Raw genomic sequence first — 14,241 nt, forward strand, 5'->3', positions numbered from 1 at the left:
ATTCCGGCCATCGCACGGACGGCGAAAACGGGGCGAAAATGGCCGCCAGCACTCCGTCTGCAAAGAAGTTCATCGCCGCAAGGGGAAAAATGTCGTCAACTTGCCTTATGTCCGTTGCGATGAACGGAAGGGCCTCTGACCTGGTCAAACACATTGATCAAGGCGGAAGCAGCGGCCGGCGGCCATGCGGCCCGCATCGAAGATCGAATTTATCCACCTCACTCGAAACCCGTGTTTTCCACGTGCGGACGCAGCCGTCAATGATGAGTCGAATGGGATTCTGCTGCTACGTTTCGACGCAGGGGAACTGTTACCGGGGAGCACTGAATGTCCGACCAGCGTGAAGTGATCGATTCGAGGGACCGCCACTCCGCGCCGATCTTCGTGGACGTGACCGGACGCCGCCGCAGGCGGATGCGCCGCCTCGGCTACGCGGCGGCGGCCCTGTGCGGGAGCTACGCGATCACGATCGCCCTCAGCCTGGCGGGCGGACCGGTCAGCCCGCGGACGCTGCTGCCGAAGGTCATCGGCGGGGACGGCGAGACCAAGGTCGTCCCGAGTGAGAAGCACCGACCGCCCACCATCGACGACGGGCCCGTGGGGCTCCCGCTGCCCCGTCCGCTGCCCCGGCCCACCGCGCCGTTCCGGCTGCCGGCGGCTCCCGCGCCGTCCGGTCCCGCCGCGTCCGGGAGCGCGCCGTCCGGGGCCGTGCCGTCCTCGCCCGCCCCCGGCGAGCGGCGCTCGCGCCCGCGCAACCCGGCCGAGGCGCCGCCCGCCACGCCGGGCGGGCCCGGCGCGGCGCCGCCGGAGGCGCCTCCGACCACCCCGGAGACGACCCCCGCGAGCCCCCCGGCGGCCGAGGAGCCCGCCGCGAACGACGGCGAGCGCAGCACCGGAGGCGGGAGCGACGCGGCGATCGGAGCCGAGCCGCAGGGCACGGCCGCCGCGCCCCTCACCACCGAGAGCGGCCCGTCCGCGGCCGGTGCCGGAGATCGCGAGTGAGGGCTGCGCTCCGCGCCGTCCTGCGTCCGCGCTGGCTGCTGACGCTCATGGCGTCGCTGGCCTTCGCCTGCGTGCTGTTCGCCCACGGGCTCGTGAACGCGGAGTTCGGCGCGGACGGCAAGGCGGCCCTGTCCGGAAGGGCGGCGACGGTCCCGCAGGACGTCCGGACGGGCGGCCCCGTCATCGGCGCCGGCCACGGGAAGCGCTGGCAGTTCCACGTCCCGGACAGGACGGTCGTCCTCACCTTCGACGACGGCCCGAACCCCGAGTGGACGCCCCGCATCCTCGACGTCCTCGACCGGCACAAGGTGCGCGCCACGTTCTTCGTCGTCGGTTCCGCCGTGACCAAGCACCCCGGGATCGTCGAGCGCATGCACCGGTCGGGCCAGGAGATCGGGCTGCACACGTTCACGCACGCCGACCTGTCGGCCGTCCCCCGCTGGCGGTTCGGCATGGAGATGTCGCAGAGCCAGCTCGCCGTCGCGGGGGCGACGGGCGTGACCAGCTCGCTCGTGCGGCCCCCCTACTCGTCCACCACGGGGGCGGTGGACGACGGCCAGTGGCGGGCGCTGCGGAGCCTCGGCGACGACGGCTACACCACGGTCCTGAGCACGCTCGACTCCAGGGACTGGGAGCGTCCCCCGGTGAGCAGGATCGTCGACAACGCCACGCCGCGCGACCACCGCGGCGAGATCATCCTGATGCACGACGCGGGCGGCGACCGGTCCCGGACCGTCGCCGCGCTGGACCGGCTGATCCCGCGGCTGCGCGCGCGGGGGTACCGCTTCGCGACCGCCGGGGAGATCATCGGCGAGACGGACGCCAACCCGGCCGCCGGGCGCGGCGAGCGCCTGCGCGGCGTCCTCCTGGTGGACATCGTCCGGGTCGCGGGCGGCGTCGTCTCCGGACTGGCCCTGGTCCTGCTGGCCGTGGGCGTGCTGATGGTCGCGCGGATCCTGCTCATGGTGGCGACGGCCCGCCGGCACGCGCGCACCCGGCGCCCCGGACGCTGGTCCTGGGGGCCGCCCGTGACCGAACCCGTGTCGGTGATCGTGCCCGCCTACAACGAGCGGGAGTGCATCGCCGACACGGTCCGTTCCCTGGTCGCCGGCTCCCATCCGGTCGAGGTGATCGTCGTGGACGACGGCTCGACGGACGGCACCGCCGGCGTCGCCGCGTCGCTCGCCCTGCCGGGCGTCCGGGTGATCCGGCAGCCGAACGGCGGCAAGCCGTCCGCGCTCAACACCGGGATCGCGGCGGCGCGGCACGACCTGATCGTGATGATGGACGGCGACACCGTGTTCAGGCGCGACACCGTGCGCAGGCTCGTCCAGCCGTTCGCCGACCGGCGGGTCGGCGCGGTCGCCGGCAACGCCAAGATCGCCGACCGGGGCGGCATGATCGGCCGGTGGCAGCACATCGAGTACGTCATCGGCTCCAACATCGACCGCCGCGTGTACGACCTGCTGCACTGCATGCCGACCGTCCCGGGCGCCGTCGGGGCGTTCCGCCGGTCGGCCCTGCACGAGGTGGGCGGCGTCAGCGACGACACCCTCGCCGAGGACACCGACCTCACCATCGACCTCATCCGCGCCGGATGGCGGGTGGTGTTCGAGCCGTCCGCCGTCGCCTACACCGAGGCCCCGTCCACGATCGGGCAGCTGTGGCGGCAGCGGTACCGCTGGTCGTACGGGACGATGCAGGCGATGTGGAAGCACCGCCGCGCGGTGGTCGAGCGCGGGCCGTCCGGCCGGTTCGGGCGCCGGGGCCTGGCGCACCTGGCCCTGTTCCAGGTCACGCTGCCGCTGCTCGCGCCGCTCGTGGACGTCCTCCTCGTCTACGGGGTGCTGTTCCTCGACCCGGTCGCGACGGCCGGCATCTGGGCGGCCGTCCTCGGCGTCCAGTTCGCGGGCGCGTTCTACGCCTTCCGGCTGGACCGCGAGTCCCCGCGCGCCCTCTGGGCCCTGCCGATCCAGCAGGTCGTCTACCGCCAGCTCATGTACGCGGTCCTGATCCAGTCGATGATCACCGCGGCGGGCGGGATCCGGCTCGGCTGGCACAAGCTCCAGCGCACCGGCGGCCTGGACGCCCTCGTCAACCAGAACACCCGTCCGTGAGGCCCCTCCGGGGGCCGCTCGTCCTGGGCGCCATCGCCCTGCTCGCCGCGATCGGCTGCGACGCCTCGGGCGCGTCGGCGCGCTCGGGCCCCGACCAGGGCGCCCGGGTGCGCCTTGACCAGGTCGGCTACCTCCCGGACGAGGCCAAACGGGCGTACCTGATGACGGCGGCGGCGCCCGCCGGCCGGGTCCGTTTCGAGGTCGAGAACGCCCAAGGGGAGACCGTTCTCGCCGGGCTCTCCGGACGGCGCACCGGTTCGTGGAACGCGGCCTTCCCGTCCGTGTACGTCCTGGATCTGACCGGGTTGCGGGGCCGGGGCACCTACCGGGTGGCGGTCAGCGGCCCCGGCCTGCGGGCGCGCTCACCGGACTTCCGGGTCGGCCCGGCCTCGGAGGTGCTCGCACCGCTGATGCCGAAGCTGCTGAGGTTCTTCCAGGCGCAGCGCGACGGCGCCGACGTCGTCCCATCGGTGCTCGGCCGCCGCCCCTCGCACCTGGCGGACCGGCAGGCCACCGTGTACCGGCCGCCGCGGGAGAAGGACGGCGAACCGGTGCGCGGGTTCGTGCCCGTGCCGGGCGCCGCGCCCGTCGACGTGTCCGGCGGCTGGGCGGACGCCGGTGACTTCCTGAAGTTCACCGCCACCGCGTCCTACTCGGTCTCCGTCCTCTACTACGCCGACAGGTACTCCACGAACCGGTACCACGCGAACCGTGCCGCACCGGGGCCGGCGGACGAGGCCGACCACGGCCTGACATGGCTGGACAAGATGTGGGACGAACGGACCCGCACCCTGTACGCACAGGTCGGGACAGGTGTCGGCGGTGACGGGTACCTGTCCGACCACGATGTCTGGCGGCTGCCGGAGAGCGACGACGCACGCCAGGTGAGGCGGGGCGACCCCGGTTACCTGCTGCGGTACCGTCCCGTCTTCCGCGCGGCCGATCCGGGCGCGCCGATCAGCCCGAACCTCGCCGGACGCGTCGCCGCCGCGTTCGCGCTCGCCGCACAGACCCGCGCCAGAGACGCTCCCGAGGCCGCCCGCCAAGCGCTGGACCAGGCGGCGCGGATCTTTGCCCAGGCCGACACCAGTCCCGGCGACCGCCTGGTGACCACCTACCCGCACGAGTTCTATCCCGAGGCGTCCTGGGAGGACGACCTGGAGTTCGGCGCCGTGGAACTGGCGCGAGCGGCGCGGGCCCTGGGCGATGGTCGCGCCGACGGCTGGCTCCGCCAGGCCGCGCGCTGGGCCGCCGCCCACCTCGAGTCGGACCGGCAGGGGCCGCTGGGCATCGGCGACGTCGGCGTCCTGGCCCACACCGACCTGATCGAAGCCCTCGACCAGGGCGCCGCCGGGCTCGGCATCGACCGGGCCGCCCTGGTCGCGGATCTGAAGCGCCGGCTCGACGGCGCCGCCGGACGGGCCGCCCGCAACCCGTTCGGGGCGGGCGCCGATCCGGCCGTGTCCGACTCGGCCGCGACGAGCTTCGGCCTGGCCGCCACCGCCCGCCTCTACCGCCGGGTGAGCGGCGATCCGTCCTACGACGCGTTCGGCACGGGGCAGCGCGGCTGGGCCCTCGGCGCGAACGCGTGGGGATCATCGTTCGTCATCGGCGCCGGGACCACGTTTCCGCGCTGCCCCCAGCACCAGGCCGCCAACCTGACCGAGGGCGCCGTCCTCGAAGGCGCGGTCGTCAACGGCCCCAACGCCGCCGCGGCCTTCGGAGACACGGCCGTGCTCGACGGCATGCGCCCCTGCCGGATCGCCGGTCTCGCCGAGTACGACGGCCGCGGCTCCCGGTACAGCGACGACGTCGGAGCCTGGCAGAGCAGCGAACCGGCGGACGACTACACGGCCTCCGCGGTCCTCATGACCGCCCTGACGAGCTAGGTCGACGCCGCGGCGGGCCGGTGACGGGCGTTGATCAGGCGCTGGAGGGCGATGAAGCCGAAGAGCAGGACGCCGATGGCGATGCGCGTCCACCAGGAACTCAGGGTGCCCTCGAAGCTGAGGATGGTCTTGATCACGCCGAGGACGAGAACGCCGAGGAGGCTGCCGACGAGGTAGCCGGAACCGCCGGTGAGGACGGTCCCGCCGATGACGACGGCGGCGATCACGTCGAGTTCCATGCCGATGGCGTGCGTGGGGTCGCCGGAGAGCGTGTACAGGGCGAACAGGACGCCGCCGAGGGCGGAGCAGAAGCCGCTGATCGCGTACACCTGGATCTTGGTCCGGCCGACGGGGAGGCCCATGAGCAGCGCCGACTGCTCGTTGCCGCCGACGGCGTAGACGTTGCGACCGGTGCGCGTCCACTGCAGGACGAAGGCGGCGACCGCGAACACCACCAGCGCGGTGACGGCCCCGTAGGACAGGTGGGTGCCGCCCGGCAGGTGCAGCGAGTTCAGCGCGAGGGCGTCGAAGAACGAGTCGTCGATCGAGATCTGGTTCTCGCTGAGCGTCAGGCACAGGCCGCGGGCGAGGAACATACCGGCGAGGGTCGCGATGAACGGCTGCACCTGGAACACGTGGATCATGTAGCCCATGGCGGCGCCGAACAGCGTCCCGAACAGCAGCACCAGCGGGATGACGGCCGGCGCGGGCAGGTGCAGCTTCATCGTGCCGATCGCGCACAGCATGCCGGACAGGGCGACGACGGAGCCGACCGACAGGTCGATGCCGCCGGTCAGGATGACGAACGTCATGCCGACCGCGACGACGATGAGGAACCCGTTGTCGATGAACAGGTCGAGGAAGACCTGCGCGGTGCCGAAGTTGGGGTACCGGACGGCCCCGATCAGGAAGGCGCCGAGGAACAGCCCGAGCGTCACCAGGACGGGAACATGCCGCCGCCGCGGCGCCAGCGGACGCCCACGCGCCACAACACTGGAAAGGACGTCGCTCATGCGGGTCTCTTGCGGGGGGACGACCCCCCGCTCCCCCCGGTTCGCTCCGCTCATGCTGTGACCTCCTGTTTCTTCGTCGTGTGCGCCGGTTCCTTCGCGCGTCTGCGATCGCGCCGCATGACCTTGGCGCGGAAGGCGGGCGACTGGAGCAGGCAGACGATCGTGACGACGACCGCCTCGAAGACGAGCGTCGTGCGCGGCGGGATGCCCGCGGTGTAGATGGTGGTGTCCAGGGTCTGGATGATGAGGGCGCCCACGACCGTCCCGGCCAGCGAGAACCGCCCGCCGGTGAGGGCCGTCCCGCCGAGGACGACGGCGAGGATCGCGTCCAGCTCGATCCAGAGCCCGGCGTGGTTGCCGTCCGCCGACAGGGTGTTGGAGCTGATCATCAGGCCGGCGATCCCGGCGCACAGCCCGCAGAACGCGTACGCGAGGACGATCAGCCCGGCGGCGCGGATGCCGACGAGCCGGGACGCCTCGGCGTTCCCGCCGACCGACTCCAGCAGCATGCCGAGCGCGGTCCGGCGGGTGAGCACGACCGTGACCGCGAGGGCGATCGCCACCAGGATGATCGCGAAGGGCAGGCCGAGCCAGTAGCCGCCGCCGATCAGCTTGTAGTCCTGGTCGTTGATGGTGATGATCTGCCCGCCGGTGATGAGCTGCGCGACCCCGCGCCCGGCCACCATGAGGATGAGCGTCGCGATGATCGGCTGGATGCCGAGGCGGGTGACCAGCAGCCCGTTCCACGCCCCCAGCAGCAGGGCCGCGACGACGGCGACGCCGATCGCGGCGAACAGCCCGTGCCCCTTGCTGATCAGGTAGCAGGCCAGCGCGCCGGAGATCGCGACGGTCGCGCCGACGGACAGGTCGATGCCGCCGGTCGCGATGACGATCGTCATGCCCAGCGCGACCAGGATGAGCGGCGCGCCGAACAGCAGGATGTCGATGAGGCTGCCGTACAGGTGCCCCTGCCGGACGTGAATCGCCAGGAAGCCGTGCGTGAAGATCACATTGCCGAGCAGCATGGCGACCAGCACGGTCACCGGCCAGAACAGCGAGCTCCGGGTGAAGGCGGCGAGCCGGGAGGTGATTGCGGCGCGGTTCATGTGTCCGCGTCTCCGTTCGCGATGGTCTGCAGGATGCGTTCGGGGGTCAGCGACCCGTCGTTGCGGAGCTCGGCGACGAGCCGGCGGTCGCGCAGCACCTCGACCTTGTGCGAGATGCGCAGGACCTCCTCCAGCTCGGCGGAGATGAACACCACGCCGATGCCGTCCGAGGCGAGCGAGACGACGAGCTTCTGGATCTCGGTCTTCGCGCCGATGTCGATGCCGCGCGTCGGCTCGTCCAAGATGAGCAGCCGCGGCCGGGTGATGAGCCAGCGGGCGAGCAGCACCTTCTGCTGGTTGCCGCCCGACAGGTTCCGGACCGGCATGTCCGGGTTCGGCGGCTGGATGCGCAGCGCCTTGACGTACTCGTCCACCAGTTCGTCGCGCCTGCGCTGGCTCAGCGGGCGGAGCCAGCCGCGGGCGGCCTGCAGGGCGAGGACGATGTTCTCGGCGACGGTGAGGTCCATGATCAGGCCGTCGCCCTTGCGGTCCTCGGGGCAGAACGCGACGCCCCGGTCGATCGCGGCGCGCGGCGTCCTGATCGAGACGGGGCCCTCGTCGGTCCGGATGCGGCCGGAGTCGGCGTGGTCCGCGCCGAAGATCAGCCGGGCGAGCTCCGAGCGGCCCGAGCCGAGCAGCCCGGCGAACCCGACGACCTCGCCGGCGCGCAGGTCGAGGTCGACGGGGTCGATCGCCCCGGCCCGTCCGACGCCTTCGAGCGTGAACAGCCGCTCCCCCTGGACGGCCTCCGGCGTCGCCCCCTCGAGTTCCTCCAGGGTGGCCAGCTCCTGCCCGGTCATCTTCGCGACGAGGTCGAACCGGGCCAGCTCGCCGATCGGGTACTCCCCCACCAGGCGGCCGTTGCGCAGCACCGTCACCCGGTCGCAGACCTCGTAGATCTGCTCCAGGAAGTGGGAGACGAACAGGATCGCGACGCCGTCGTCCTTCAGCCGCCGCATGACGGCGAACAGCCGGCCGACCTCGCCGCGGTCGAGGCTGGACGTCGGCTCGTCCAGGATCAGCACCTTGGCGTTCAGGTCGACCGCCCGGACGATCGCGACGAGCTGCTGGACGGCCAGCGAGTACGTGCCGAGCTGCGCGGTGACGTCGAGGTCGAGGTCGAGCCGGGCCAGCAGCTCGGCGGCGCGGCGGTTGATCTCGGCCCAGTCGATGCGGCCGAGGCGGCGCGGCTGGCGGCCGATGAAGACGTTCTCGGCGACGGACAGGTTCGGGCAGAGGTTGACCTCCTGGTACACGGTGCTGATGCCGAGCCGCTGGGCGTGCAGCGGGCCGTGGATCACCGTGCCGCGGCCGTCGATCGCGACGGTTCCGGCGTCGGCCTCGTACACGCCGGTCAGCACCTTGATCAGGGTGGACTTTCCGGCGCCGTTCTCGCCCATCAGCGCGTGCACCTCGCCGGGGAACAGCCGGAACGCCACGTCGTCGAGGGCCTGGACTCCGGGGAACCCCTTGGAGATGCCGTCCATCTCCAGGACGGGAGCGGTCATCGCCGCCTCCTCCTCCGCTTCGTGCTCGGCCGGCCCGCCGGGGCCGCGCGGACGGGCGCGGCCCCGGCGGAGATCCGGTTCGGTACCCGCGGGCCGGTGCCCGCGGTCGGTCCGTACGTGCGGGTCGGGTCAGTACTTGCGGGTCGGCAGGGCCTCCTTGGCCTTGGCCTGGTCGAAGACGGTTTCGACGGTGACGATGCGCTTCTCGACCTTCTCGCCCGCCTTGACCTTCTTCGCGGTGTCCATCAGCTGGCCGCCCAGCAGCGGGTTGCACTCGACGATGAAGTTGAACTTGCCGTCGGCGAGCGCCTGCATGCCGTCGTGGACCGCGTCCACGGTGACGATCTTGATGTCCTTGCCGGGGGTGAGGCCGGCCTCCTGGATCGCCTGCATCGCGCCCAGCCCCATGTCGTCGTTGTGGGCGAACAGGACGTCGACGTCCTTGTGCGCCTTGAGCAGCGCCTGCATGACCTCCTTGCCCTTGGCGCGGGTGAAGTCGCCGGACTGCGAGGCGATCACCTTGAGGTTGGGGTTGGCGGCGATGGCCTGCTCGAAGCCCTTCTTGCGGTCGATCGCGGGCGCGGCGCCGACGGTGCCCTCCAGCTGGATGATGTTGACGGGGTCCTTGGCGTCCTTGTACTCGTTGACCAGCCAGTCGCCGGCCTTCTTGCCCTCCTCGACGAAGTCGGAGCCGAGGAACGTCACGTAGAGCGACGCGTCGGAGTCGACGGCCCGGTCGGTGAGGACGACCGGGATGTCCGCGGCCTTGGCCTCCTTGAGGACGGCGTCCCAGCCGGTCACGACCACGGGCGAGAAGGCGATGACGTCGACCTTCTGCTTGATGAACGACCGGATCGCGGCGATCTGGTTCTCCTGCTTCTGCTGGGCGTCGGAGAACTTGAGCTCGACGCCGGCGGTCTTGGCGGCCTCCTGGATGTCCTTGGTGTTGGCGGTCCGCCAGCCGGACTCGGCGCCGACCTGCGAGAAGCCGAGGACGAGCTTGCCGGAGCCGGAGCCGCTGCCGCCGCCGGAATCGCCGGAGCCGCAGGCGCTGAGGGCCGTCAGCGCCAGCGAGGCGCTCGCGACGGCGACGATGAGCCGCTTGAACATGGGGGTTCTTCCTTCTTCCTCGGGGGTGCTCGGCGAAGGGCGTCTGGGGTGTCTCGGTACGGGCCGGCGGACTTGTGTTAGCGCTAACATTCAGCGCTAACATTTAGCTGCTCGGGAGTCTCCTGCGGCAGGGCGCTCGGACTCGGGCGGTGACGACGGCGACGGGCTCGGTGACGTGATGCCTCTGGACGCAAGCGGTACCGGGGACTCGTCCACCTCCGTCCATGTGGCGCGTGTCACGAATGTTTGCGCTAACTCACTGCGGTGTCAATCCCCCCGGCGGTATGACAGGACCCCGGCCGGGCCTTGACGCGGCGTCCTGATATCGCTAACAGCGCGTACGGTCCCGCGGGCCGGCGCCGTCCACCGGCGACGTCCGCGGGTGCGCCCGCCTCGGGCGACCGGAGTGGCCCGCGCGCCGGCAGTGCCGCGGCGGGTCGGCGGGGACCAATCCGGAGCCTAGTCGGGCACAAAAATCGAGCAAGCACGAAGTCAGCGTGGACGGGGAGGTTAGGCGCCGATCAATGCGGTAACCCCAAATTCCACGGGCGTTGCGGACGGGAGGAGCGGATCGGCCCAGTGATCTTCGGCTCGTGTGATCGACATGGCCTGAGCAGGCGTCTAACAACGGGGTAGGGAAATCGCCGACGGGGGACGGGAGGCACCGTTCATGACAACTGAGCCGGAGCCGCGTGTAGGCGTTGTAGTGCCCATTTACAACGTCGAGCCGTATCTTGAGGAATGCCTGGCCTCGATCGCCCGGCAGTCGATCCGCGAATTGGACGTCGTCCTCGTCGACGACGGATCGACGGACGAGAGCGCGAAGATCGCCCGCGCCTTCGCCGGCCGGGATCCGCGGTTCCGGTTGGTCCAGCAGCCCAACGGCGGGCTCGGGCACGCGCGCAACGTGGGCGCGGCGCTCGTGCGCGGCCGCTTCCTCGCCTTCGTCGACAGCGACGACGTGCTGCCCGCCTACGCGCTGGAACTCCTGGTCGGGACCCTGGAGCGGACCGGGTCGGACATCGCCTCCGGCAACGTCCAGCTGCTGTCCGACGACGGGCTCGTGCAGTCGCCGATGCACCGCCGCCCGATGGGGACGACGCGGCTGCGCACGCACGTCACCCGCGACCAGCTGCTGATGTACGACCGGCTGGTGCCGAACAAGGTCTTCCGCCGCCGGTTCTGGGACGAGCACGCGTTCCGGTTCCCCGAGGGCGTCCTGTACGAGGACATCCCGGTGACGCTGCCGGCGCATTTCCTCGCCTCCTCCGTCGACGTCGTGAGCGAGCCGGTCTACTACTGGCGGCAGCGGGTCGGCGGCGACCTGTCCATCACCCAGCGCCGCACCGAGATCGCCGCGGTCACCGACCGCTTCGCGGCGGTGGAGACCGTGAGCCGGTTCCTGGGCTCGCGTCCGGAACCGAAAGTGCGCGCGTGCAAGCGCGAATACGACGCGGTGGCGCTGCGCAGCGACCTGCGGATCTTCCTCAATGTGCTGGGCGACGCCGACGACGAGTTCCGCGCCCGTTTCGTCGAACTGGCGCAGGGCTTTCTGGAGCAGGCCGACCGTACGGCTTTGAACGATCTACCCGCCATCCTGCGCCTGAAGTGGCACCTCGTCGGCCGCGGATTGGTACCGGAGACGCTGCGGGTGCTGGAGTACGAGCGCCGCGGACTGCGAATTCCGGTGACCCGCCGGTGGTGGCGCCATTACGCACGGTACCCGTTCTGGGGGGACCGCAGGCTGCGCATTCCCCGCCGCGTGTTCCGGCTCGGCGAGGAGCTGACGGCCCGCGCCCAGCTGCACGAGGCGACATGGCGGGACGGCAAGCTGCACATCACCGGGCACGCCTTCATCGCCAACGTCGGGACGCGTTTCCCCTGGTCGTCCGTCAAGGTCGTGGGCGTCCGGGAGACGGGCAGCGGCGCGACCAGGGTGATCCCCGCGTGGACCCGGCGCTGCCCGGACGCCGACGACGTCGCGCGCGACCCGGACCACAGCCACGTGTGGTCGGGCTTCTCCGCCACGATCGACCCCAAGCGGCTGCGGCGCGGCGGCCGGTACGTCGACGGGACCTGGCTGGTCGCGGCGGGCGTCTACGAGCGCGGCCTGCTGCGGCGCGGCGCGCTTGCGGCGGCGCCCTCCGGCAGCGGCGCGCACCCGGACTGGCACTACGTCACCGAGGACGTGCGTGTCATCCCGTTGGTGACGCGCGGCGGCACGCTGCGGCTCCGGGTGGAGACGGTGCGGGCCCGCCTGACCGGCCACGACGTCGTCGACGGCTCGGTGGAGATCCGTGGAACGATCCTCGGCGGGGTGCCGGACGGCGCCGCCGTCGTCGTGCGCAGGCGGCCCGGGACGCTGCTGAACCGCTACCCGGTCGCGCCCGACGGCACCGCCGGCGGCTTCCGGGTCCGGGTCCCGCTCGGCGAGCTGATCGACGACATGCCCCACGGCGGCCGGCCCGGCGGCGCCGAGCCCGACGAGGGGGTCGGCTGGCGGCTCGACCTGAGCCTCCCGAGCGACCCCGCGACGGTGAAGGCCGCGGCGAAACGGGCGGCGGCGAACGCCTCCGCCGTTGAGGACGGCCCCGCGCCGCCGGACGGCTTCGCCTCCGCCGACGACCCCGAGGCGGCCGGCGGCCCCGGAGCACCGGACGATTTCGGCGCCGCCGAAGGCCCGGACGCGGCCGACGACCCCGCGCCCCACGATGACCCGGCCCCGGCGGACGACCACGCGCCCCACGATCCGGCCGCGACGGACGAGCTGGTCAGGATCGTCCTGGACGACGGCGTCCCCGAGGGTCTGTACGCCCATGCCGGCAAGGAGTTCGTCGTCTACCGCTCCAGGCACGGCTACGCGGGCCTGAAGGCCCGCACGCCCCGCCCGCTGCTCACCGGCGCGTCCCCAGGGCAGGACGGGACGCTGGTGCTGGCCGGCGACTGGCCGGACGGCGCCCCCGACGCGGCCGAGCTGGTGCTGCGCAGCCGCGACCGCAAGGAGGAGCACGCGTTCCCGCTGTCCCGCGCGGACGGCCGGTTCAGCGCCGAACTCCCGCTGAGCCGGCTGCCGTCCCTCGGCGGAGTCCTGCCGCTGGCGGCCGGCAAATGGGACATCAGGGTCCGCCCGTCCGCGGACGGGACGCACCCGGCCGGGCCGAGCCTCGCCGTCCCGCTGGACCACGCGGCCCTGGAACGGCTGCCGGTGGAGACGACGCTGGACGGCCGGCGCTACATCTTCCGTGAGCAGGGGTACGACGTCCCGGTGGTGGAGGTCCATTCCGATCTGCGGCCGGACGAGCGCGGCGCCTACCGCCAGGCGCGGACCCGCGCCCGGCACTACCACGCGCCCCGTCGCGCCGCGTCCCTGCGCCCGGCGGTGCTCTACGTCAGCTACTCCGGCAAGCAGTACTCCGACAGCCCCCGCGCCATCCACGAGGAGCTCGTGCGGAGGGACACCGACGTCGAGCACCTGTGGGTCGTCCGCGACGCGCAGGTGGAGCTGCCCGAGACGGCCCGTCCCGTGCGGCTGTGGGGGGCCGAGTGGTACGAGGCCATGGCGCGCAGCCGCTACATCGTCACCAACGCGCACCTTCCCGAGTGGTTCGTCCGCCGTCCCGGCCAGGTCGTCGTCCAGACGTGGCACGGCACGCCGCTGAAGCACATCGGGTTCGACATCGAGGACGTGCAGTTCGCGAACACCCGCTACCTGGAGAAGGTGGCCAAGGAGACGCCGAGCTGGAGCTACCTGGTCTCCCCGAACGCCTTCAGCACGCCGATCCTGCGGCGGGCCTTCCGCTATGAGGGCGAACTCATCGAAACCGGATATCCGCGCAACGACGTGCTCGCGTCACCGGACCGGCACGTCCTGGCCGAGCTGGTCCGCGAGCGGCTCGGCCTGCCGCCGGGCAAGCGCGCCGTCCTGTACGCGCCGACCTGGCGGGACGACAGCTTCTACGGCCCCGGGAAGTACCGCCTCGACATGCGCCTCGACCTCGGCCGGGCGGCGGCCGAGCTGGGCGACGACCATGTGCTGCTGGTCCGGCGGCACCCGAACGTGGTCGACACCGTCCCGGAGGTCGCGGGGGGCTTCGTCCGGGACGTCTCGGCGTACCCCGACATCGCCGAGCTGTTCCTGGTCGCCGACGTCCTGATGACCGACTACTCGTCCCTCATGTTCGACTACGCGAACACCGGCCGCCCGATGCTGTTCTTCACCTACGACCTGGAGCACTACCGCGACGAGCTGCGCGGCTTCTACTTCGACTTCGAGAACGAGGCGCCGGGACCGCTGCTCGGATCGTCCGACGAGGTGATCGAGGCCCTCCGCTCGATCGACGAGGTCGGACGCTCCTACGCCGCCCCCTACGAGCGGTTCGCGCGGCGCTTCTGCGAGCTCGACGACGGGAAGGCGGCCAGCCGGGTCGTCGACCGCATACTCAAGTCCGGCTGACGGCACGGGCCGCCGGGACGCGATTCGGCTGAAGGGGGAGGTC

Annotated in this window: 8 protein-coding genes; 4 read left to right on the forward strand and 4 right to left on the reverse strand. The window is 71.9% G+C overall.

Translation table 11 applies throughout. The features are described 5' to 3' along the window. The first annotated feature begins 327 nt into the window (after window positions 1-327). The 3 genes from SM611_RS03470 to SM611_RS03480 are packed head-to-tail and all read left to right on the forward strand — an operon-like array spanning window position 328 to window position 5,008. Entirely contained in the window at window positions 328-1,002 is a 675-nt protein-coding gene (locus SM611_RS03470) for a hypothetical protein (RefSeq protein ID WP_371947303.1), read from the forward strand. After that, entirely contained in the window at window positions 999-3,119 is a 2,121-nt protein-coding gene (locus tag SM611_RS03475; protein WP_371947304.1) for a bifunctional polysaccharide deacetylase/glycosyltransferase family 2 protein, read from the forward strand. The genes SM611_RS03470 and SM611_RS03475 overlap by 4 nt, the downstream gene beginning before the upstream one ends. Next, window positions 3,116-5,008, forward strand: coding sequence for a glycoside hydrolase family 9 protein (locus tag SM611_RS03480; protein WP_371947305.1), 1,893 nt, complete (start codon window positions 3,116-3,118; stop codon window positions 5,006-5,008). The genes SM611_RS03475 and SM611_RS03480 overlap by 4 nt, the downstream gene beginning before the upstream one ends. Here SM611_RS03480 and yjfF read toward each other — a convergent pair. The 4 genes from yjfF to SM611_RS03500 all read right to left on the reverse strand — a co-directional run bounded on the left by yjfF (window position 5,005) and on the right by SM611_RS03500 (window position 9,745). After that, complete coding sequence (yjfF, locus tag SM611_RS03485) at window positions 5,005-6,021, reverse strand: galactofuranose ABC transporter, permease protein YjfF (protein ID WP_371947306.1); 1,017 nt, start codon at window positions 6,019-6,021, stop codon at window positions 5,005-5,007. The genes SM611_RS03480 and yjfF overlap by 4 nt on opposite strands. A gap of 50 nt (window positions 6,022-6,071) precedes the next feature. After that, the gene (locus tag SM611_RS03490) at window positions 6,072-7,127 is read right to left on the reverse strand and encodes an ABC transporter permease (RefSeq protein ID WP_371947307.1); all 1,056 of its coding nucleotides are present in this window, start codon (window positions 7,125-7,127) and stop codon (window positions 6,072-6,074) included. Next, a complete protein-coding gene (locus SM611_RS03495; RefSeq protein ID WP_371947308.1) occupies window positions 7,124-8,635 on the reverse strand; it encodes a sugar ABC transporter ATP-binding protein in 1,512 nt (503 codons plus the stop codon). The genes SM611_RS03490 and SM611_RS03495 overlap by 4 nt, the downstream gene beginning before the upstream one ends. A gap of 129 nt (window positions 8,636-8,764) precedes the next feature. Next, on the reverse strand, window positions 8,765-9,745 hold the full coding sequence (locus SM611_RS03500) for an ABC transporter substrate-binding protein (protein WP_371947309.1): 981 nt from the start codon (window positions 9,743-9,745) through the stop codon (window positions 8,765-8,767). 670 nt (window positions 9,746-10,415) lie between these two features. On the opposite strand from SM611_RS03500, the gene SM611_RS03505 reads away from it, so the two are divergent. Continuing rightward, window positions 10,416-14,198 carry a bifunctional glycosyltransferase/CDP-glycerol:glycerophosphate glycerophosphotransferase gene (locus tag SM611_RS03505; protein ID WP_371947310.1) on the forward strand — a complete coding sequence of 1,261 codons (3,783 nt, stop codon included), beginning with the start codon at window positions 10,416-10,418 and terminating at the stop codon, window positions 14,196-14,198. Window positions 14,199-14,241 lie beyond the last annotated feature (43 nt).

The organism is Actinomadura monticuli (assembly GCF_041463655.1).
GTDB classification, from domain to species: Bacteria; Actinomycetota; Actinomycetes; order Streptosporangiales; family Streptosporangiaceae; genus Spirillospora; species Spirillospora monticuli.

Coding starts and splice junctions, on each gene's coding strand:
- SM611_RS03470 (WP_371947303.1), top strand. CDS start 328: ATGTCCGACCAGCGTGAAGTGATCGATTCGAGGGACCGCCACTCCGCG.
- yjfF (WP_371947306.1), bottom strand. CDS start 6,021: ATGAGCGACGTCCTTTCCAGTGTTGTGGCGCGTGGGCGTCCGCTGGCG.
- SM611_RS03490 (WP_371947307.1), bottom strand. CDS start 7,127: ATGAACCGCGCCGCAATCACCTCCCGGCTCGCCGCCTTCACCCGGAGC.
- SM611_RS03495 (WP_371947308.1), bottom strand. CDS start 8,635: ATGACCGCTCCCGTCCTGGAGATGGACGGCATCTCCAAGGGGTTCCCC.
- SM611_RS03500 (WP_371947309.1), bottom strand. CDS start 9,745: ATGTTCAAGCGGCTCATCGTCGCCGTCGCGAGCGCCTCGCTGGCGCTG.
- SM611_RS03505 (WP_371947310.1), top strand. CDS start 10,416: ATGACAACTGAGCCGGAGCCGCGTGTAGGCGTTGTAGTGCCCATTTAC.